Genomic DNA, 20,280 nt, shown 5'->3' on the forward strand with positions numbered 1-20,280 from the left:
CGCGATGAACGACGCCGACGGCACCGCCCAGGACGGCAACAGTTCGTACGGGCACAAGCCCTTCAAGCGGTCCCGCAGCCATTTCGCCGACCGCATCACCGCCGACGGGCGCGACGGCTGGCCGGTCGAGGCCGGCCGCTACCGCCTCGTCGTCAGCCGCGCCTGCCCCTGGGCGAGCCGCGCCCTGGTCTCCCGCAGGCTGCTGGGACTGGAGCGCGCCCTCTCGCTCGCCGTCGCCGACCCGCTGCAGGACGACCGCAGCTGGCGCTTCACCCTGGACCCGGACGGCCGGGACCCGGTGCTCGGCATCCGCTATCTGAGCGAGGCGTACGACGCCAGGGAGCGCGGCTACCCCGGCGGCGTCAGCGTCCCTGCGATCGTCGACGTCCCCAGCGGCAGGCTCGTCACCAACGACTACCAGCAGATCACTCTGGACCTCGCCACCCAATGGACCGCGCTGCACCGCCCCGGGGCGCCCGACCTCTACCCGGAGCCGTTGCGCGAGGAGATCGACGAGGTGATGGAAGGGATCTACCGCGACGTCAACAACGGCGTGTACCGGGCCGGCTTCGCCGACGGCCAGAGCACGTACGAGAGCGCCTACGAGACACTCTTCCGCCGCCTGGACCAGGTGTCGGACCGGCTGACGGACCGGCGCTACCTGGTCGGCGACACGATCACCGAGGCCGACATCCGCCTCTTCACCACCCTGGTGCGCTTCGACGCCGTCTACCACGGCCACTTCAAGTGCAACCGCTCGAAACTGACCGAGGACCCGGTCCTGTGGGCGTACCTCAGGGACCTCTACCAGACCCCCGGATTCGGTGACACCGTCGACTTCCACCACATCAAGCAGCACTACTACCGGGTCCACAGCGGCATCAACCCCACCGGCATCGTGCCCGCCGGTCCCGACCTGTCGGGGTTCCTCACCCCGCACCACCGCGAGCAGCTCGGTGGCCGGCCGTTCGGCGACGGGACCCCGCCCGGGCCCGTTCCGGCGGACGAACAGGTTCCTCCGCGGCACCGGCCCTGAGCGTTACTGCTCCGTCTCGTCCAGGCGGTCGGCGTAGTGCTCGATCGCCGGACCGTACGCCCGGAGCCGGGGGTCCGCGCCGGTGGCGGCCGCCACCTTGAGGAGCGTGCTCACGGCCTCCCGCGCCTCGCCGAGGTTGTACAGCGTCATGGCGAGGAAGGTGCGCAGGGCGGCATCGTCCGTGAACTCCGCCAGTCCGCGGCGCAGCACGGCGCGCGCCTCCTCGTAACGGCCCAGCACGCGCAAGGTGCTGCCGAGTCCCAGGAAGGCCCCGTGACGGTCCTCGGGCGTGAGTCCCGCGCCGTCCAGCGCGCGTTCGTAGAACGCGACGGCCTGCGCCTCCAGGCCGAGGGAGTCGTGTGCCCATGCCGTCTGGTAGGCGATCCCGGCGTGGCCGGGATGACCGGCGGCCAGGCTCAGCAGTTGCTCGTGCGCCTGGGGCGTGCGCTGTTCGCGCAGCCGTACGGCCTCTGACAGTGCCTCGTCGTGCTCGCTGTCCGTGCCCATGCCGCCGCACGCTGCCAGGACCGTGCGGATACGGCAAATCCGCCGTGCGGGGCGGTACGGCCGGTTCCGGACCGGACGGGGCGGGGCCCTGTCGAGACAGTGGCGATCACGAGATATCTTGATGTCAAGCAATGTTGCAGACGTGGAGCGGAGCACAGGGTGACTGACTCGACCATCATCTATACACACACCGACGAGGCCCCGGCCCTGGCGACGTATTCGTTCCTGCCCGTGGTCGAGGCGTATGCCTCGAAGGCCGGGGTCACCGTGGAGAGCCGCGACATCTCCCTGGCGGGCCGGATCATCGCCAGTTTCCCCGACCACCTCCAGGAGAACCAGCGCATCGACGACGCTCTCGCCGAGCTGGGCGCGCTGGCCACCACTCCCGGTGCGAACATCATCAAGCTGCCGAACGTCTCGGCCTCGATCCCGCAGCTGAAGGCCGCGATCGCCGAGCTGCAGGGGCAGGGGTACGCGCTTCCGGACTACCCGGACGACCCGCAGAGCGACGCGGACAAGGACGTCCGCGCCCGTTACGACAAGATCAAGGGCAGCGCGGTCAACCCCGTCCTGCGCGAGGGCAACTCGGACCGCCGCGCCCCCGCGTCGGTCAAGAACTACGCCAAGACTCACCCGCACCGCATGGGCGCCTGGACGGCCGACTCGAAGACGAACGTCGCGACGATGGGTGTCGACGACTTCCGCTCCACCGAGAAGTCCGCCGTGATCGCCGAGCCCGGCTCGCTGCGCATCGAGCTGGTGGGCGACGACGGCACCACCACGGTGCTGCGCGAGTCCGTACCCGTGCTCGCCGGTGAGGTCGTGGACGCGGCCGTCATGCGCGTTGCCGCGCTGCGTGAGTTCTTCACCGCCCAGATCGCCCGGGCCAAGTCCGAGGACGTGCTGTTCTCCGTCCACCTCAAGGCCACGATGATGAAGGTCTCCGACCCGATCATCTTCGGCCACGTGGTCCGTGCCTTCTTCCCGAACACCTTCGCCAAGTACGGCGACGTCCTCGCCGCCGCGGGCCTGACCCCGAACGACGGCCTCGGCGGGATCCTCAAGGGTCTCGACTCGGTGCCTCACGTCGGCTCCGAGATCAAGGCGTCCTTCGAGGCCGAGCTCGCCGAGGGCCCCGCCCTCGCGATGGTCGACTCCGACAAGGGCATCACCAACCTGCACGTCCCCAGCGACGTCATCGTCGACGCCTCCATGCCGGCCATGATCCGCACCTCCGGCCACATGTGGGGCCCGGACGGCCAGGAGGCCGACACCATCGCTGTGCTGCCGGACAGCAGCTACGCCGGTGTCTACCAGGTCGTGCTCGACGACTGCCGCGCGCACGGCGCCTTCGACCCGTCGACCATGGGCTCGGTGCCCAACGTCGGTCTGATGGCGCAGAAGGCCGAGGAGTACGGCAGCCACGACAAGACCTTCGAGATCCCCGCCACGGGCACGGTGCGCGTCGTCGACACCGCCGGCAACACCGTCCTGGAGCAGGCCGTCGGCGCCGGTGACATCTTCCGGATGTGCCAGACCAAGGACCTGCCGATCCAGGACTGGGTCAAGCTCGCCGTCACCCGCGCCCGCGCGACCGGCAACCCGGCCGTGTTCTGGCTCGACGAGGGCCGCGCCCACGACGCGCAGCTCATCGCCAAGGTCAAGACCTACCTGGCCGACCACGACACCGACGGTCTCCAGATCGAGATCCTGACCCCGGAGGAGGCCACCGCCTTCTCTCTGGAGCGCATCCGCCGCGGTGAGGACACCATCTCGGTGACCGGCAACGTGCTGCGTGACTACCTCACCGACCTGTTCCCGATCCTGGAACTCGGCACCAGCGCGAAGATGCTCTCCGTCGTGCCGCTGATGAACGGTGGCGGTCTGTTCGAGACGGGTGCCGGCGGCTCCGCGCCCAAGCACGTCCAGCAGCTCGTCAAGGAGAACTACCTGCGCTGGGACAGCCTGGGCGAGTTCCTCGCCCTCGCGGTCAGCTTCGAGCACCTCGCGCAGACCACGGACAACGCGCGCGCCCAGGTCCTCGCGGACACGCTGGACCGTGCGACCGCCACGTTCCTGAACGAGGACAAGTCCCCGAGCCGCAAGCTCGGCGGCATCGACAACCGCGGCAGCCACTTCTACCTGTCCCTGTACTGGGCCCAGGAGCTGGCGCAGCAGAGCACCGACGCCGAGCTGGCGACGGCGTTCGCCCCGCTCGCCAGGACGCTGGCCGAGCAGGAGCAGACCATCGTCGGCGAACTGGTCGCGGTCCAGGGCAAGCCGGTCGACATCGGCGGCTACTACCAGCCCGACCCGGCCAAGGCCGAGGCCGTCATGCGCCCGTCGGCCACGTTCAACCAGGCGATCGCGAGCCTCGCCTGATGTGACACGGGTGTACGGGCAGGGGCCGCACCTCTTCCCTCGCCGTACGCCCTGTGACAGCTCCGCCCCGGCCGACGTTCCGTCGAGCCGGGGCGGAGCTGTTTGCGGGACCGTTCCCATGTGTCCGGCTCGCCCGGCCGCGGGTGGACCGGGACGCCCTGACGAGTGAAAGTGGCGCCGTGGCGGGCGCCGGGCCACCTTCGGCGGGCCCATGGCTGGTTTGCTGCAACCGGAAACATGCGCGACGCGCGGGAAGGGCCGTTCGGCCGACCCGCTGGAGCGGCGCCACGCCGGGTTCGCAGTCCACCCGCGGATGACAACCGAAGGAGCGTCCCAGTGACGACGACGGGCACAGCAGAGCCGACGGACGAAGAGGAGTCGTACGCCAACGAGCTTCCGGTGCACAGCAAGGAGCCGGGAAACGTCGTCATCAAGTGGCTGACCACCACCGACCACAAGACGATCGGCTCGCTGTACCTGGTCACCTCGTTCGCGTTCTTCATCGTCGGCGGCCTGCTCGCGCTCGTCATGCGCGCCGAGCTGGCCCGTCCGGGCACGCAGATCGTGTCGAACGAGCAGTTCAACCAGGCGTTCACCATCCACGGCACGATCATGCTGCTGATGTTCGCGACGCCGCTGTTCGCCGGGTTCACCAACTGGATCATGCCGCTGCAGATCGGCGCGCCCGACGTGGCGTTCCCGCGGCTGAACATGTTTGCGTACTGGCTGTACCTCTTCGGCTCGCTCCTCGTGGTGGCCGGTTTCCTCACCCCGAACGGCGCGGCCGACTTCGGCTGGTTCGCCTACTCCCCGCTGACGGACGCGGTCCGCTCGCCGGGTGTCGGCGGAGACATGTGGATCATGGGTCTGGCCTTCTCCGGCTTCGGCACGATCCTCGGATCGGTCAACTTCATCACCACGATCATCTGCATGCGCGCCCCCGGCATGACGATGTTCCGCATGCCGATCTTCGTCTGGAACGTCCTGCTGACCGCGGTCCTGGTCCTGATGGCCTTCCCGGTCCTCGCGGCAGCGCTCCTGGCGCTGGAGGCGGACCGCAAGTTCGGTGCCCAGGTCTTCAACGCGAGCAACGGCGGCGCGCTGCTGTGGCAACACCTGTTCTGGTTCTTCGGCCACCCGGAGGTGTACATCATCGCGCTCCCGTTCTTCGGGATCGTCAGTGAGATCATCCCCGTCTTCAGCCGGAAACCGATCTTCGGATACATCGGCCTGGTGGCTGCGACGATCTCCATCGCCGGTCTCTCCGCGACCGTGTGGGCGCACCACATGTTCGTCACCGGGGGAGTGCTCCTGCCGTTCTTCTCCTTCATGACGTTCCTCATCGCGGTGCCCACCGGGGTGAAGTTCTTCAACTGGATCGGCACGATGTGGAAGGGCTCGCTGTCCTTCGAGACACCGATGCTCTGGTCCATCGGCTTCCTCGTCACGTTCCTCTTCGGCGGTCTCACCGGCGTCATCCTGGCCTCGCCGCCTATGGACTTCCACGTCTCGGACTCGTACTTCGTGGTCGCGCACTTCCACTACGTCGTCTTCGGCACCGTGGTGTTCGCGATGTTCGCCGGATTCCACTTCTGGTGGCCGAAGTTCACCGGGAAGATGCTGGACGAGCGGCTCGGGAAGATCACCTTCTGGACGCTGTTCGTCGGCTTCCACGGCACGTTCCTGGTGCAGCACTGGCTGGGCGCCGAGGGCATGCCGCGCCGCTACGCCGACTACCTCGCCAGCGATGGTTTCACCGCGCTGAACACGATCTCGACGATCTCCTCGTTCCTGCTGGGCCTGTCGATGCTGCCGTTCTTCTACAACGTCTGGAAGACCGCCAAGTACGGCAAGAAGGTCGAGGTCGACGACCCGTGGGGCTACGGCCGTTCGCTGGAGTGGGCGACCTCCTGCCCGCCGCCGCGGCATAACTTCGTGACCCTGCCCCGGATCCGTTCCGAGTCCCCTGCGTTCGACCTGCACCACCCCTCCGTACGCGAACTCGACGAGGCATCGAACCGCGGTGACCGTTCCGTGACGGTGGCGCCGGGGGACAGGCAGACGTGAGCAGGACCGCAGAAGGAGAGGAGAGACGCATGGGTACCGATCCCGAGAAGGACAGCGCCCGCGGCCTGGCCCAGATGGAGGGCTATCTGCTGTGGAACGCCGAGGTCGAGGAGGCGCGACGGTGCGCCCGCCGCTTCACCGACGAGCTGCCGTGGCTCACGTCGGCCCAGCGCGAGGACGTGGAGCGGGTCTACACGGCCGACCGGGCGGCAGCCTCGCGGGCGATGCTCGTACGCGTCTTGGACCGCGCTACCGAACTGCGCGGCGAGTACGGCGAGCGCTATCGCAGACTCAGGGCACGCTGCGTCGCCGCTGCGGTGGTCGCGGGTACGACAGGTGGCGCCTGCACCGCCTGGACGTTCCTGGCCAGATGAGCCGCGTAGTTCGTCCGTTCTGCCGCCCCAGCAGGCGGACTCGCGCGCGTCTCGTAAAGATGAGAGGTGACGGACGCGTGTGACGGGGCAGGCGAACGGACGACCGTGCAGACCCCGAGAAGGGACGAACACTGTGGCACGACCCAGGATTCTCGTTGTCGGAGCCGGATTTGCCGGGGTCGAGTGCGTGCGCCGTCTGGAGCGCGGGCTCCGCCCTGGCGAAGCGGACATCGCGCTCGTCGCGCCGTTCTCGTACCAGCTCTACCTGCCTCTGCTGCCACAGGTCGCCTCCGGCGTCCTCACCCCGCAGTCCGTCGCGGTGTCTCTGCGACGGAGCAGCCGGCACCGCACGCGCATCATTCCCGGCGGGGCCATCGGAGTGGACCCCAAGGCGAAGATCTGCGTCATCCGCAAGATCACCGATGAGGTGGTCCATGAGCCGTACGACTACATCGTGATCAGCCCGGGCAGCGTCACCCGCACGTTCGACATCCCCGGACTGCTCGACAACGCCCGTGGCATGAAGACGCTGGCCGAGGCGGCGTACGTACGCGACCACGTGATCGCGCAGCTCGACCTCGCGGACGCCAGCAGCGACGAGGAGGAGCGGGCCTCCCGGCTGCAGTTCGTGGTCGTCGGCGGAGGGTACGCGGGAACCGAGACGGCAGCCTGTCTGCAACGCCTCACCAGCAACGCGGTGAAGCACTATCCGCGGCTCGACCCGAAGCTGATCAAGTGGCATCTGATCGACATCGCTCCGAAGCTCATGCCCGAACTGGGCGACAAGCTCGGCGAGAGCGCGCTGAAGGTCCTGCGGGAACGCGGAATCGAGGTGTCGCTCGGAGTCTCCATCGCCGAGGCGGGCGCCGACAAGGTGACGTTCACCGACGGCCGGGTACTGCCCTGCCGCACGCTGATCTGGACGGCCGGTGTCACCGCGAGCCCCCTCGTCAGCACGTTCGACGCGGAGACGGTACGCGGCAGGCTGGCGGTGACCCCCGAGATGGCCCTGCCCGGTTACGACGGCATGTTCGCTCTCGGGGACGTGGCGGCCGTGCCGGACCTCGCCAAGGGCGACGGCGCGGTGTGCCCGCCGACGGCCCAGCACGCGATGCGCCAGGGCCGCAGGCTCGCCGACAACCTGCTGGCGACGCTCAGGCACCAGCCGCTGCGGCCTTACGTCCACAAGGATCTCGGGCTCGTCGTGGACCTGGGCGGCAAGGACGCCGTCTCCAAGCCCCTCGGTATCGAGATGCACGGGATCACCGCCCAGGCCGTGGCCCGCGGCTACCACTGGTCGGCGCTGCGGACCAACGTGGCCAAGGCGCGCGTCATGGCCAACTGGCTGATCAACGCGGCGGCGGGCGACGACTTCGTCCGTACGGGATTCCAGTCCCGCAAGCCCGCGACCCTGCGGGACTTCGAGTACACGGACAGCTATCTCACCCCGGAGCAGGTCCGCGAGCACACCGCCTCGTTGAACGCCCGGATGAAGTGATCCGGCGCCGGGGCCCGTCAGGCCGACGGTACGGTGGTGCGGATCAGGCGCAGGAAGGCGGCGTTGTCCGCGGTGTTCCGGATCCGGTCCAGCAGCGTCTCCAGGGACGTCTGTGCGTCCCGGGAGTGCAGCGCCCGGCGCAGACCTCGTACGGCGGTCAACTCGTCAGCCGGTACGAGGAGTTCATCGCGCCGGGTGCCGGAGGCGGCGATGTTCACCGCCGGGTGGATGCGCTTCTCGGCCAGTGAGCGGTCGAGCCGGAGTTCCATGTTCCCGGTGCCCTTCAGCTCCTCGAAGAAGTACTCGTCGGCCCGGGAACCGGTGTCGACGAGCGCCGTGGCCAGAATGGTCAGGGAACCGGCCTCCTCGGTGAGGCGGGCGGCTCCGAAGAGGCGCTTGGGGCCGATCAGTGCGGCGGCGTCCACACCGCCGCTGAGGGTGCGTCCGCCGTTGCCCGCGGCGTTGTTGTGGGCCCGGCAGAGCCGCGTGAGCGAGTCCAGCAGGATGACGACGTCGCGGCCCTGCTCGACGAGCCGTTTGGCGCGTTCGAGGGCGAGTTCCGCGAGGGCGATGTGTTCCTTGGCGGGCCGGTCGAAGGTGGAGGCGTAGACCTCGCCGCGAACCGAGCGGCGCATGTCGGTGACCTCCTCGGGGCGTTCGTCGAGGAGCACCACCATCAGATGGGACGCGGGGTGGTTCTCGGCGACGGCGGCCGCGATCTGCTGGAGGAGGACCGTCTTGCCGGTCCTGGGCGGCGCGACGATCAGCCCGCGCTGTCCCTTGCCGATCGGTGCGACGAGATCGACGATGCGCGTCGAGGGGCCGCCGGACGGCGTCTCCAGGCGCATGCGCTGCTGGGGGTGGAGCGGGGTGAGGTCGCGGAAGTGCGGGCGGCCGCGCAACGACTGCGGAGGCAGTCCGTTGACGCGTGCGACGGCGCTCAGGGCGCGGGGCCGCTCGCAGACACCCTCGATGACGTCGCCCTTGCGCAGGCCGTGCCGGCGGATGAGCGCTGCGGGGACCTGCACGTCGGCGGGGCCGGGGTGGCCGCCCGCGGAGCGCAGGGAGCCGTGCCCCTGCTGCGTGATGTCGAGGATGCCGGCGGCGGCCGTGGTGGCGGCGGGCCGGGTGGTGCTGGATACGGGGTGTTCGAGTGTGGTGGTCATGCGGGGTGGTCCTTTCGCGGACATGCGAATGAAGGGGCCCGGCGGAGACAGGGGCGGAGAACTCACGCCCCGGAAGACGGGCAGGAAAGACCGGTGGGAAGAGGTCCGTACCGGACTGGAGAAATAATGCGATGAAGCTGGACCGCCGGTCGGAAAGGACGGGCGCATCAGTGTGGTGAAGGCGAATCGGTACAGGCGCCTGAATGAGAGGCGTACACATGTACCGATTGCAATGTAGCACGACCGCCGGGCTCCGCTGGCCGGTGTGGTGCGGCTGACGTCCTCAGCCGCGGTCGTAACCCCGTTGCCGCAAGGGCGCCGGCTTGGTGCGGTCCGGCGGTGCCGGCCGCCGCTCGATGCCGATCGTGGGTCGGATTCGGTCCAGCCCTGGCGTTGCCACCAGTCGATCGCCTTGCGTGCGATGGGCAGCTCCCGGTTGACGGTGTCGGCGTCCATCTCGTTCGCCCGTGCCGCCGCCAGTTCGGCCAGTACCTCCGGCAGGGCCGGGTCGTCGATCGCGGTGACAGGGAAGACGGGCAGTTTCGCGCTCCGGCGGGCGGGTCCGGTCGGCGCCGGTTCGCCGCTGAGTATCCACCCCCACGTCGTCAGAGAGATCCGGCAGATGCGCGCGGAGGACTTTGCGATGCCCGCACCGCAGGTGCCGCGCGACCGCCGCGGTGTACGACGACGGCGGCGCGGACAGAGGCACCGCCCGGGGGTGCGGCAGCCCGAGCGCGCCCCCGCTCCAGAGTTCGGTCACCGGTTTGATCGCCCCGCCTGCCCGCCCGCCCTTCCAGCACTGCCGCAGTAAATGCGTACACCTCATCCCGGCGGCCGGCGTGCCCGCCGCGGGTCGCGAAGATGACGGGAGGGGCTCTGCCGCAGTCAATCCGGCATTTACTGCGGCAGTTGCGAATGCGTTTCCGCGATCGAGCATCTGCTCGAATGCGGTTCTGGTGTGCGGACTTGAGGGGAGGGGACTGTCAGTGCCCGGAGCCAGCACGCTTACCTGGGTCATGCCCCAGATCCTCCGTCACGGGCAGGCACTCGGCGAGCAGGTCGACGACATCGCGCCAGGCTCGCTGCGCGTGCTGTGGGTGATAGCCGACGCCGGGGACCGTGGGGTGGTCGACCGGTGGGTGGTGGAAGGCGTGCAGGGCGCCGCCGTAGACCGCGAGGCGCCAGTCGACGCCCGCGGCCTGCATCTCGGCGGTGAACGCGTCCCGTTGCGCGGGCGACATGATCGGGTCTTCCGACCCGACCCCGGCCCACACCGGGCAGCGAATGCGCGCCGCCTCGCCCGGTCGGCCCGTGGTAGTTGCGTTGACTGTCCCGATCGCGCGCAGGCTGACGCCATCGCGCCCGAGTTCCAGCCCGACGGCGCCCCCGGTGCCGTAGCCGACGGCGGCGATCCGGTCGGGGTCTGTCCGCGGTTCGGTGCGCAACACGTCGAGCGCCGCATGGCCGATGCCCCGCATCCGGTCGGGATCAGCGAGCAGCGGCAGGCAGCGGGCCAGCATCTCCTCGGGGTCGCCCAAATAGCGCCCGCCGTGAAGGTCGAAGGCCAGCGCTATATATCCCAGTTCGGCGAGAGCGTCGGCCCGGCGGCGCTCGACGTCGCTGAGCCCCATGCCCTCTGGTCCGATCAGCACCGCGGGCCGGCGGTCGACACCGGCCGGGAGCGCGAGGTGTCCGATCATCGTCAAACCGTCGGCCGGATACTCGACCGTACGTGTCGTAATCGTCGTCATGAGACTGGACTGTAGTGATCGTCGAGCCCGGTCCGGCTGGTGTTCTGCCGCCGGCAGAACAGCGCGGGTATCCCCGTTATCGTCGCCCGTGAGCGCCCCCCGACCTGGGCGGCCTGCTCGCGGACACCGCCGACAGCAACGCGTACATGCGGAGCATCAACGACGCGTTCGGGTACGAGCCGACGCTCCGCTCGTTCGCGTACCGGCTCGACCTCTGAGGCGCATCACGTCCGGCCGTCGCGCTCCGTCCCCCGGAACACTTCCAGGATCTGTTCGGCGGCCGACGAGGCGGGCAACGAGCCCTCTCGTACGCGCAGTTCGAGTTCCGGCGTCAGCGCACGCACTCCGGGATGACTGCGCAGACTCTCCAGCAGCTCGTCGCGCACCATCGTCCACGTCCAGTCGACCTGCTGATCGCGCCGCTTGGCCGCGAGCCGGCCGGTCGACTCCAGCAGCGTCCGGTGCTGCTCCAGCCGCTCCCACAGGGTGTCCAGACCGCTGGACTCGCGGGCGCTGCACGTCAGCACCGGCGGGGTCCAGGCCGCGTCCGCGGGGTGCATCAGCCGCAGTGCGCCCGCCAGTTCACGCGCCGCGGAGCGGGCGTCGCGCTCGTGCGGGCCGTCGGCCTTGTTCACCGCGATGGCGTCCGCCAGCTCCAGCACGCCCTTCTTGATGCCCTGGAGCTGGTCACCGGTACGGGCCAGCGTCAGCAGCAGGAACGTGTCGACCATGTTGGCGACCGCGGTCTCCGACTGGCCCACGCCCACCGTCTCCACGAGCACGACGTCGTAACCGGCCGCCTCCATCACCACGATGGACTCGCGGGTGGCCTTCGCCACCCCGCCGAGCGTGCCGGCGGTGGGGGAGGGGCGGACGAACGCGTCCGGGTCCACCGCGAGCCGCTCCATCCTGGTCTTGTCGCCCAGGATGGAGCCGCCGGTACGACTGGAGGACGGGTCGACGGCCAGGACCGCGACCCGGTGCCCGAGCCCGGTGAGCATCGTGCCGAGTGCGTCGATGAACGTGGACTTGCCGACCCCGGGCACCCCGCTGATGCCGATGCGCCGGGCGTTGCCCGCATGCGGCAGCAGTTCGCGCAACAACTGCTGCGCCAGTGCGCGGTGATCGGGCCGGGTGGACTCGACGAGGGTGATGGCGCGCGCGATGTGCGCCCGCCTCCCGTCGAGCACCCCCTTCACATAGCTGTCGAGATCGATCTTCGGAGCCATCGGTTCAGCGGCTCACAGCTCGTGACCGGGCTCGTGACCGAGCTCGTGTCCGAGTGAGGCACCGAGTCGCGTCACCAGATCGTGGGCCGCGTCCGGGATCACCGTTCCCGGGGGGAACACGGCCGCCGCGCCCGCCTCGTGCAGCGCGTCGATGTCCTGCGGCGGGATCACCCCGCCCACCACGATCATGATGTCCTCACGGCCCTCCGCCGCGAGCTCCGCGCGGAGCGCGGGTACGAGCGTGAGGTGGCCGGCGGCCAGGGACGAGACGCCCACGATGTGCACGTCCGCCTCGACCGCCTGCCGGGCGACCTCGGCCGGTGTCTGGAAGAGGGGGCCGACGTCCACGTCGAAGCCCAGGTCGGCGAAGGCCGTCGCGATCACCTTCTGGCCGCGGTCGTGCCCGTCCTGGCCCATCTTGGCGACCAGGATCCGCGGACGGCGGCCCTCCGCCTCCTCGAACGCGTCGACCAGCGTGCGGGTACGGTCCACGGACGGCGACTCCCCTGCCTCGTTGCGGTACACACCGGAGATCGTACGGATCTGGCCCGCGTGCCGGCCGTAGACCTTCTCCAGCGCGTCCGAGATCTCGCCCACGGTCGCCATCGCACGTGCCGCGTCGACGGCCAGCGCCAGCAGGTTGCCCTCGAGCCCGGGACCCGGATCCCGCCCGGCTGCCTCCGTCAGCGCGTGCAGGGCGTCCTGGCAGGCCTGCTCGTCGCGCTCCTCGCGCAGCCGCCGCAGCTTCTCCAGCTGCTGCGTACGCACCGAGGAGTTGTCGACCTTGAGGACGTCGATCTTCTCGTCGGTCTCGACGCGGTACTTGTTGACGCCGATGACGGGCTGGCGGCCGGAGTCGATGCGCGCCTGGGTACGGGCCGCCGCCTCCTCGATGCGCAGCTTGGGGATGCCGGCGTCGATGGCCTTGGCCATGCCGCCCGCCGCCTCGACCTCCTCGATGTGCTGCCAGGCCCGGCGCGCCAGGTCGTGGGTGAGCTTTTCGACGTAGGCGCTGCCGCCCCACGGGTCGATGACCCGTCCGGTGCCGGACTCCTGCTGGAGGAGGAGCTGGGTGTTGCGCGCGATGCGGGCCGAGAAGTCGGTGGGCAGGGCGAGGGCTTCGTCCAGGGCGTTGGTGTGCAGGGACTGGGTGTGGCCCTGGGTCGCGGCCATCGCCTCGACACAGGTGCGTGTGACGTTGTTGAACACGTCCTGCGCGGTCAGTGACCACCCCGATGTTTGTGAATGGGTGCGCAGCGAAAGGGACTTGGGGTTCTCGGGCTCGAACTCCTTGACCAGCTTGGCCCACAGCAGCCTGGCCGCGCGCAGTTTCGCGATCTCCATGAAGAAGTTCATGCCGATGGCCCAGAAGAAGGACAGTCGTGGTGCGAACGCGTCGATGTCGAGGCCGGCGTCGCGTCCGGCCCGCAGGTACTCCACCCCGTCGGCCAGGGTGTAGGCCAGTTCCAGGTCTGCCGTGGCTCCGGCTTCCTGGATGTGGTAGCCGGAGATGGAGATGGAGTTGTAGCGCGGCATCTTGCTCGACGTGTACGAGAAGATGTCGGAGATGATCCGCATCGACGGCTTCGGCGGATAGATGTAGGTGTTGCGGACCATGAACTCCTTCAGAATGTCGTTCTGAATCGTTCCGGCCAGCTTCTCGGGCGGTACGCCCTGCTCCTCGGCGGCCACGATGTAGAGCGCGAGGACGGGCAGCACCGCGCCGTTCATGGTCATCGACACCGACATCTTGTCCAGCGGGATGCCGTCGAACAGCTGGCGCATGTCGTAGATCGAGTCGATCGCCACGCCTGCCATGCCGACGTCGCCAGTCACCCGCGGGTGGTCGCTGTCGTAGCCGCGGTGGGTCGGCAGGTCGAAGGCGACGGAGAGGCCCTTCTGGCCGGCCGCGAGGTTACGGCGGTAGAAGGCGTTGGACTCCTCGGCGGTGGAGAAACCCGCGTACTGCCGGATCGTCCAGGGCTGGTTGACGTACATCGTCGGGTACGGGCCGCGAAGATACGGCGCCATCCCCGGGTACGTACCGAGGAAGTCGATCCCCTCCAGATCCCGGCCGGTGTACAGCGGCTTGACCGCGATGCCTTCCGGGGTCTCCCACAGAAGGTCGCCGTCGGAGCTCCCGGAGGACTCCTTGACCGCGGTACACCACTGGTCTTCGGTCACCTCGGCGCCGCCGCCCGGCCCGAGCTCGATGTCGGAGAAGTCGGGGATCCGCATTACGCCACACCCATACGGTCGAGAACGGAAGAAAGCACAGCCACCACGTCACAGCCGGCGAAGACGTACTCGTCGACACCCGCATGCGCACCGGGCCGCCCCGCCAGGTACACGCGCTGTGCACCGGCCGCGACGAGCGCCTCGGCGACCTCACCGGCCTGTTCGGCGTAGAGCGCGTCACTGGAACACAGACAGACCACGTCCGTGCCCGCGGCGGCCAGGGCCGCGGCGGCCGACGAGGCGTCCACCTGGACCGGCTCGTGGACGGGTTCGATGCCGCCCGCCTGGAACAGGTTCGCGGCGAACGAGGCGCGCGCGGTGTGCGCCGCGGCGGGACCCAGCGCGGCGAGGAACACCCGCGGCCGGGCGCCGGTCGCCGCCAGATGGGCGTCCGAACGGGCGCGCAGCGCCTCGAAGGCCTCGTCCCGGCGGACCACCGGAAGGCCGCCACGTGCCGCGGCCGACGGCACCGGCTCGCGTTCCACCGTGCGCTCCGCGAGCTGCGGGAACTCACTGACGCCCGTGATCGGCTCCTTGCGCCGCGCCAGGTCCTTGCTGCGGGCCGCCCAGGTGGCCGCGATCCGCTCCGCGACCATGCCCGAGACGAGCGCCGCGGCCTGGCCGCCGGCCCGCTCGATCTCCTGGAAGAAGGCCCAGGCGGCGTCCGCGAGTTCATCCGTCAGCCGCTCGACGTACCAGGAGCCGCCCGCCGGGTCGATGACCCGGGCCAGGTGGGACTCCTCCAGCAGGATCGTCGACGTGTTGCGGGCGATGCGGCGCGCGAACGCGTCCGGCAGTCCCAGGGCGTGATCGAAGGGCAGCACGGTCACGGAGTCCGCGCCGCCGACGCCGGCACCCAGACAGGCCAGCGTGGTCCGCAGCATGTTCACCCATGGATCGCGCCGGGTCATCATCACCGGCGACGTCACCGCGTGCTGGCGCTGCGCCCCGGCCTCCGGCGCCCCGCAGACCTCGGCGACCCGCGCCCAGAGCCGGCGTGCGGCCCGCAGCTTGGCGATGGTCAGGAACTGGTCCGCGGTGGCCGCGTACCGGAACTCCAGCTGCGCGCAGGCCTCCTCGACACCGAGCCCGGCATCGGTCAGCGCCCGCAGATAGGCCACGCCCGTGGCCAGCGAACTGCCCAGCTCCTGAGCGGCCGAGCCGCCGGCCTCGTGGTAGGGAAGTGCGTCCACGGTCAGCGCCCGCAGCCCGGGGAACCCGGCCGCGCAGCGCTTCGCCCAGTGCACGGCGGAGGCGAGGTCCGCCTCGCCGCCACTGCGGGCGGCCTGCCCCAGCGGGTCCGCCCCGAGGCTCCCGCGCACCGCGTCCGCCGGTACGCCACGCTCCGCGTGGATCCGCAGCAACTCCGTTGCCGCAGCGTCGAGTTCGTCGTCAGCGTCGAGCACGAGCGGTGCCAGGTCGAGGTGGACGCCCGTCAGCGCCCGCGCCAGACCGGAGACCGGTACACCGCCGGCGCCGCCGACGGCCAGCCACAAGGAGGTGGCGCCGTTCTCCAGGTCCCCGAGCACGGCCTCGTTGAGCCGGACAGGATCCGTCGACGCGTGCCGCTGCCGTACGCCCCAGCCGCCCGCCGTACTGCCCTGCGGTGTGCTGCCGCGGGTGAAGGGGGCGAAGCCGGGAAGGCCGGTATCGGGCGCGTCGTCGCGCGAGGTGTAGAGGGGGCGGGTGATGAGCCCGTCCTCCACCGTGGTGGACAGCGCTTCCTCGGCGGCCGAACCCGAAACGTCCTTGCCCGACTTGCGCAGCACACCTTCGACAAGGCTCTGCCACTGCTCGTGGGCGGGGTCAGGGAATTCGGCAGCCAACGAAAGCCCGTCAGCAGGCAGGACCGTCATGCCCAGATGCTAGGACAGGTCTCAGATGAGCAGCAGAGGCTCGACCTGTGACCTTGCCCTCTCCGAACGCACTTGATCCTTTACGTACGGTCGCGTAGCCGCGTGGATCGCGTCCCCGATGTCGTCAGCTGTGACCGGCGTGGATCACTGAGTTGCGAGGAATTGCCGCAGTGCGGCGATAAATGTCCGAAGTTATGCTGCTGGCAATTCATCCTTCCGGAGAGGACACGCCCGTGGCTGTGGGACCTGTGGAATACCTCGTCGTCGCCTTCCCCGGCAGCCGGTTCACCGGTGCCATCGCGCCGGCTCTCGCCGAAGCGGTGGCGTCGAAGGCTGTGCGCATCATCGATCTGACCTTCGTGCACCGGGCCGAGGACGGGGCGATCGAGATCATCGAACTGGATGAACTCGACCCCGACGACGTCGTCTCCTTCGAGCCGGTCGAGGGCGAAGTCGGCGGCATGCTGAACAGCGACGACATCCGGACCCTGGGTGAGCAGGTGCCGCCGGGCAGTTCCGCGGCGCTGATCGTGTGGGAGGACCTCTGGGCCGTGCCGCTCACCGAGGCGGTCCGGGCATCGGGCGGTCAGCTCGTCGCCCACGAGCGGATTCCCGCCGACGTCGCCGAGGCAGCCGTCTCGGCCGCCGGTTCCGCACGCTGACCACGCACCGCACCGGAAAGGCGTACGACATGCCGATCTTTCGAGGACCTGGAATGAACCGTCGCGGGCCCGGCCTGCTCGGGGCGGCGGCGCGCACGGCCGTGGTCGCGGGTACCGCCTCGGCGGTCAGCGGCCGTGTCCAGCGGCGTCAGCAGGCGAGGTTCGCCGAGGACGACTCCGAGCAGATGGCCGAGGAGCGGATGCGTCAGCAGGCGCAGGCGCAGGCGGCGCAGCAGCAGCCCGCCGAGCCGCCCGGCGACGATCTGATCAGCCGGCTGGAGCGACTGGCCGAGCTGAAGAAGCAGGGCGTCCTGACCGACGCCGAGTTCGATGCCCAGAAGGCAAGGCTTCTGGCGGAGTGAGCCCCGCCGGACGGCAGCGGTCCGCCCGGCCCGGAATCTCGAGCGGCGTGCACGCGTGCCCGGCGACCGGGAGGGGCGTGTCGCGGCGCGTGCATGGCTGGAGGCCGCAGCGATGTATCCCGTACGTCGCAGCAGTGCGCCCGGCCTGTCCGAGTGACGCCTGCGCCGGTCGCCTCCCGGCCGGCGCGGAGACGCGGCGCCCCGGGCCGGACCCCCCTGCGCGGCTCCTCCCGAACGGTCCTCCGCCTGCCCGATCCGGTCGGCCTGTCCGATCGATGATCACCGGCGTTTTACTTTGTCGATTTCGCGACATCATGCGACTTTTGATCCGGCCAAGCCGAAATCAATTCGGATACGTGTCGGGAAAAGAGGAAGTTCATCGTGCAAACCGCCAGGGCCGTCCCGGCAGCCTCTGTTCTCAACCTGCGGGATCTGGGTGGCATCGCTCTCGGCCCCGGCCGGCAGGTGCGGTCCGGCGCGGTGCTCCGCTCCGGTCAGCTCAGCGGGCACGATCCGGTGCACGACGCGACGCTGGCCGGGCTCGGTATCCGTACCGTCGTCGACCTGCGGACCGCGGACGAGCGGGTCTCCGCCCCCGACCGGCTGCCGCCGGGAGCTCGGCTGTTCGTGGCCGACGTGCTGGGGGACGATCCCGGTGTGGCACCGGCCAGACTCCGTGCCCTGCTCGCCGATCCTGTCGAGACCGAGCGGCTGCTCGGGGGCGGGAAGGCCGAGGAGATGTTCGCGGAGACCTACCGAAAGGTGGTGCTCTCTGCGCGTGCGGCGGCCGCCTACCGCGCCTTCCTCGACACGGCCGCCGACGATGCCGCCCGCCCCGTGCTCTTCCACTGCACGACGGGCAAGGACCGCGCGGGCTGGGCGGCGGCCCTGCTGCTGCTCCTGCTCGGTGCTTCGCGCGACGTCGCCAGGGCGGAGTTCCTCGCGGTGAACCCCGTGATGCGGGTCGCCTTCGGGCCGTCCGTGCAGAGCTATCTCGACGCGGGCGGCGACCCGGAGATCGCCTCCGCGATCATCGAGGTCCGGCCGCGCTATCTGGACACGGCGCTGGACGCCATGGACGAACGCTGGGGAGGACTCGACGGGTACGCGCGCGACGGGCTGCGCATTCCCGATTCGGCGCTGCGGCGACTGCGCGGCGAACTCGTGGTGTCCGCCCGATGATCTGAGCGCCTTCTGCCGCCGGCGCGTGTGTGCCGACGGCAGAAGGCATGCCTGAAACAGCGGCGAAGGGTGGAGCCATGTGTGCGGCGTCTGCCGCCGGCTCGTGGTGGGCGACTGCGGGGCTCACACCTTCAGCAGCCGCTCGGTGAGGTCGCGGTAGTGCTGCAGGGCGACCCGCAGCTCCTCGGTCCGCATGCCGGGCTCGCCGTCCTGTCCGGCGGTGCCGAGCGCGCGCCGGTACTCCTTGAGCGAATCCGTGAGGCCGTCGACCACGGTGTCGAACGTGCTCTCGGCCTCCTCGACCGCTCGGCGGGGGCTCTCGACGAACTCGCTCACCGCGTGCTGGAGCCGCTGGGAGAGCCGGTCGTGGTCGCCGTCCGGGAAGAGGGGGCGGGTTGTCGCGCCGGGTGTGCTCCCCCCGGGGGCGGATGCCGGTTCCGTCGGCGTGCGGTCGCCGTGCAGGGCCGCTGTGGCGGAGGCCGCCATCCGCGGCTTCCCGGCCGGGGTTTCGTCCGGCCTTCGTGCGGTGGCGGTCGCTCCGGCGCCCGGGGGGCCGGCGTCCGGGGTGGGGCTGTCCGTCGTAGGCGTGTCCGTTGTCCCGTGGTCCCTCGGACCTTCGGGGGTGGCTGTCCGGGGCAGCTTCGCCGCCTCGGGGGCCCTGGTGGGGGTGCGAGGTGTGGATCCGACGTCGTGCGTCATGCCGTGCCACTTCCTTCCGCGTGGTGCGGGTGCCGGCCGGCCGGTCGGTCCGTGCCGTTCGAGACGAGTACGTCGAACAGGCCGCGGGCCTCCAGCATCGCCTCCCGCATGTCCTCCGTGCCGCCGTCGCCCTGTTTGGCGGCGTGCACCCGGCGATAGCCGTTGACGTGCTCGGCGTGGTGAACGGAGAGCGCTGCGCTCTGCTCGCCGAAGTCCCTGCCGTCGGGGAAGCCCAGGTCGCGCGCCAGTGCGGCCAGCAGGGCGTCCGCCTCGTCGACCGCCTCCTGGGGCGCGTCGACGAAGCTGCCCTCGATGCGCGTCCAGCGGTCCGCGTACTGCGCGCGCGCTTCGTTCGTCAACGGACGCTCATGCAGGGAACCGTGCCGCTTCAGCCGCTCGTGCAGCTCACGTTCGGCGGCCTTCGTGTCGCCGTCGTGGCGTGCGACCGTCCGGTCGTACTCGGGTCCGAAGCGTCGACGTATCCCGTGTCCGCCCGTCTGCCGGGTGTAGAGGAAGGCCAGTGCGCAGCCCACCACGAGGGCGGCCGCAACGATGATCACTACGGTCGTCATGGTCACCACTCCCGTCGGTTCCCGGTCCGCATGTCGCTGTGTTCCACTCTCACCATCCCTTTCGGATCGTGCCCGGCGCCGTATGGGCAGGGCGTGCCGCTCGTGTACCCCGCCGTCCGCGTTCAAGGCCCGGAAACTGCCCGCCGGCTCCGTTCCGGGTGGGCTCCGGCCGCTGCGGCGCGGCCCCTGGGTATCGTGAAGGGGCTGAATCACACGCATCTCCGAGAGGGGCATCACGGTGACCGAGCGCAAGCCCGCGGGCGTCAGCTTCGAGACCTGGGTCGACAAACAGATTCGGGAGTCCGAGCAACGTGGTGACTTCTCCCAGTTGCCGGGGTTCGGAAAGCCGCTCGAAGGACTCGACCGCCCTTACGACGAGGCGTGGTGGATCAAGGCGAAGATGCAGCGCGAGGGGATGTCCGTACTCCCGCCGTCGCTGGCCCTGCGCAAGCAGGCGGAGGACACCCTCGCCGCCGTGCCCGGGACGCGGACCGAGGCCGAGGTGCGGCGGATGCTGGACGAGGTGAACGAGAAGATCGCCGAGGCCGTCAGACGCCCGCCGCCCGGACCGCTCCTGAACCTCGAGCCGTTCGACGTCGAGGCCGTCGTAGAGGAGTGGCGCACGAGCCGCCGCTCCTCCTGAAGAGTCGGCGGCTCCATGTCCACGCAGCACCGCCGCCTTGCCCCATTCCGGATGCG

The 20,280-nt window shown here is 70.0% G+C and carries 17 protein-coding genes; 9 read left to right on the forward strand and 8 right to left on the reverse strand.

What is annotated here, in order from left to right:
• The first annotated feature begins 4 nt into the window (after positions 1-4).
• Complete coding sequence (locus ACIBJG_RS07495) at positions 5-1,036, forward strand: glutathione S-transferase family protein (protein ID WP_399305060.1); 1,032 nt, start codon at positions 5-7, stop codon at positions 1,034-1,036.
• A gap of 3 nt (positions 1,037-1,039) precedes the next feature.
• On the opposite strand, the gene ACIBJG_RS07500 is transcribed toward ACIBJG_RS07495, so the two are convergent.
• Positions 1,040-1,543 (reverse strand): tetratricopeptide repeat protein, encoded by a 504-nt coding sequence (locus tag ACIBJG_RS07500; RefSeq protein ID WP_399305063.1) that lies wholly within the window; start codon positions 1,541-1,543, stop codon positions 1,040-1,042.
• A 159-nt stretch (positions 1,544-1,702) separates the two neighbouring features.
• Here ACIBJG_RS07500 and ACIBJG_RS07505 point away from each other — a divergent pair, with 159 nt between their 5' ends.
• From ACIBJG_RS07505 to ACIBJG_RS07520, 4 genes are all read left to right on the forward strand, one after another.
• Positions 1,703-3,925 (forward strand): NADP-dependent isocitrate dehydrogenase, encoded by a 2,223-nt coding sequence (locus tag ACIBJG_RS07505; protein ID WP_399305066.1) that lies wholly within the window; start codon positions 1,703-1,705, stop codon positions 3,923-3,925.
• A gap of 336 nt (positions 3,926-4,261) precedes the next feature.
• A complete protein-coding gene (gene ctaD, locus ACIBJG_RS07510) occupies positions 4,262-5,992 on the forward strand; it encodes a cytochrome c oxidase subunit I (RefSeq protein ID WP_399305069.1) in 1,731 nt (576 codons plus the stop codon).
• A 29-nt stretch (positions 5,993-6,021) separates the two neighbouring features.
• Entirely contained in the window at positions 6,022-6,366 is a 345-nt protein-coding gene (locus ACIBJG_RS07515) for a hypothetical protein (RefSeq protein ID WP_399305071.1), read from the forward strand.
• A gap of 133 nt (positions 6,367-6,499) precedes the next feature.
• Positions 6,500-7,864: an NAD(P)/FAD-dependent oxidoreductase gene (locus ACIBJG_RS07520; protein WP_399305074.1), complete on the forward strand. Its 1,365-nt coding sequence runs from the start codon at positions 6,500-6,502 to the stop codon at positions 7,862-7,864.
• 17 nt (positions 7,865-7,881) lie between these two features.
• Here ACIBJG_RS07520 and rho read toward each other — a convergent pair whose 3' ends face one another.
• The 5 genes from rho to mutA all read right to left on the reverse strand — a co-directional run bounded on the left by rho (position 7,882) and on the right by mutA (position 16,104).
• The gene (gene rho, locus ACIBJG_RS07525; protein WP_399305075.1) at positions 7,882-9,030 is read right to left on the reverse strand and encodes a transcription termination factor Rho; all 1,149 of its coding nucleotides are present in this window, start codon (positions 9,028-9,030) and stop codon (positions 7,882-7,884) included.
• Positions 9,031-10,013: 983 nt separating this feature from the next.
• Complete coding sequence (locus ACIBJG_RS07530) at positions 10,014-10,781, reverse strand: dienelactone hydrolase family protein (protein WP_399305077.1); 768 nt, start codon at positions 10,779-10,781, stop codon at positions 10,014-10,016.
• Between the two features lie 224 nt (positions 10,782-11,005).
• Positions 11,006-12,010, reverse strand: a complete 1,005-nt coding sequence (gene meaB, locus ACIBJG_RS07535) for a methylmalonyl Co-A mutase-associated GTPase MeaB (protein ID WP_399305079.1) — start codon at positions 12,008-12,010, stop codon at positions 11,006-11,008.
• Positions 12,011-12,022: 12 nt separating this feature from the next.
• Positions 12,023-14,248 carry a methylmalonyl-CoA mutase gene (scpA, locus tag ACIBJG_RS07540; RefSeq protein WP_399305082.1) on the reverse strand — a complete coding sequence of 742 codons (2,226 nt, stop codon included), beginning with the start codon at positions 14,246-14,248 and terminating at the stop codon, positions 12,023-12,025.
• Positions 14,248-16,104: a methylmalonyl-CoA mutase small subunit gene (gene mutA, locus ACIBJG_RS07545; RefSeq protein WP_399305085.1), complete on the reverse strand. Its 1,857-nt coding sequence runs from the start codon at positions 16,102-16,104 to the stop codon at positions 14,248-14,250. The genes scpA and mutA overlap by 1 nt, the downstream gene beginning before the upstream one ends.
• A 233-nt stretch (positions 16,105-16,337) precedes the next feature.
• Here mutA and ACIBJG_RS07550 point away from each other — a divergent pair, with 233 nt between their 5' ends.
• The 3 genes from ACIBJG_RS07550 (at position 16,338) to ACIBJG_RS07560 (ending at position 18,310) form a co-directional block, all read left to right on the forward strand.
• Positions 16,338-16,766 carry a DUF6325 family protein gene (locus ACIBJG_RS07550; RefSeq protein WP_399305087.1) on the forward strand — a complete coding sequence of 143 codons (429 nt, stop codon included), beginning with the start codon at positions 16,338-16,340 and terminating at the stop codon, positions 16,764-16,766.
• Between the two features lie 53 nt (positions 16,767-16,819).
• Complete coding sequence (locus tag ACIBJG_RS07555) at positions 16,820-17,128, forward strand: SHOCT domain-containing protein (RefSeq protein ID WP_399305090.1); 309 nt, start codon at positions 16,820-16,822, stop codon at positions 17,126-17,128.
• A 381-nt stretch (positions 17,129-17,509) separates the two neighbouring features.
• Positions 17,510-18,310: a tyrosine-protein phosphatase gene (locus tag ACIBJG_RS07560; RefSeq protein WP_399305093.1), complete on the forward strand. Its 801-nt coding sequence runs from the start codon at positions 17,510-17,512 to the stop codon at positions 18,308-18,310.
• A gap of 123 nt (positions 18,311-18,433) precedes the next feature.
• Here ACIBJG_RS07560 and ACIBJG_RS07565 read toward each other — a convergent pair whose 3' ends face one another.
• Together ACIBJG_RS07565 and ACIBJG_RS07570 are read right to left on the reverse strand one after the other, a co-directional pair.
• Positions 18,434-19,009, reverse strand: a complete 576-nt coding sequence (locus ACIBJG_RS07565) for a hypothetical protein (protein WP_399305096.1) — start codon at positions 19,007-19,009, stop codon at positions 18,434-18,436.
• Positions 19,006-19,581, reverse strand: a complete 576-nt coding sequence (locus tag ACIBJG_RS07570) for a hypothetical protein (RefSeq protein WP_399305099.1) — start codon at positions 19,579-19,581, stop codon at positions 19,006-19,008. The genes ACIBJG_RS07565 and ACIBJG_RS07570 overlap by 4 nt, the downstream gene beginning before the upstream one ends.
• Before the next feature lie 238 nt (positions 19,582-19,819).
• Between ACIBJG_RS07570 and ACIBJG_RS07575 the strand changes: the two genes are divergently transcribed.
• Positions 19,820-20,224, forward strand: coding sequence for a DUF1992 domain-containing protein (locus ACIBJG_RS07575; RefSeq protein ID WP_399305102.1), 405 nt, complete (start codon positions 19,820-19,822; stop codon positions 20,222-20,224).
• Positions 20,225-20,280 lie beyond the last annotated feature (56 nt).

This window comes from Streptomyces sp. NPDC050422 (genome assembly GCF_044458665.1).
GTDB lineage: Bacteria > Actinomycetota > Actinomycetes > Streptomycetales > Streptomycetaceae > Streptomyces.

Excerpts from the sequence above, each read along its gene's own strand:
- scpA (WP_399305082.1), bottom strand. The coding sequence starts at position 14,248 with ATGCGGATCCCCGACTTCTCCGACATCGAGCTCGGGCCGGGCGGCGGC.
- ACIBJG_RS07530 (WP_399305077.1), bottom strand. The coding sequence starts at position 10,781 with ATGACGACGATTACGACACGTACGGTCGAGTATCCGGCCGACGGTTTG.
- meaB (WP_399305079.1), bottom strand. The coding sequence starts at position 12,010 with ATGGCTCCGAAGATCGATCTCGACAGCTATGTGAAGGGGGTGCTCGAC.
- ACIBJG_RS07555 (WP_399305090.1), top strand. The coding sequence starts at position 16,820 with ATGAACCGTCGCGGGCCCGGCCTGCTCGGGGCGGCGGCGCGCACGGCC.
- ACIBJG_RS07515 (WP_399305071.1), top strand. The coding sequence starts at position 6,022 with ATGGGTACCGATCCCGAGAAGGACAGCGCCCGCGGCCTGGCCCAGATG.
- ACIBJG_RS07570 (WP_399305099.1), bottom strand. The coding sequence starts at position 19,581 with ATGACGACCGTAGTGATCATCGTTGCGGCCGCCCTCGTGGTGGGCTGC.
- ACIBJG_RS07495 (WP_399305060.1), top strand. The coding sequence starts at position 5 with ATGAACGACGCCGACGGCACCGCCCAGGACGGCAACAGTTCGTACGGG.
- ACIBJG_RS07500 (WP_399305063.1), bottom strand. The coding sequence starts at position 1,543 with ATGGGCACGGACAGCGAGCACGACGAGGCACTGTCAGAGGCCGTACGG.
- rho (WP_399305075.1), bottom strand. The coding sequence starts at position 9,030 with ATGACCACCACACTCGAACACCCCGTATCCAGCACCACCCGGCCCGCC.
- mutA (WP_399305085.1), bottom strand. The coding sequence starts at position 16,104 with ATGACGGTCCTGCCTGCTGACGGGCTTTCGTTGGCTGCCGAATTCCCT.
- ACIBJG_RS07565 (WP_399305096.1), bottom strand. The coding sequence starts at position 19,009 with ATGACGCACGACGTCGGATCCACACCTCGCACCCCCACCAGGGCCCCC.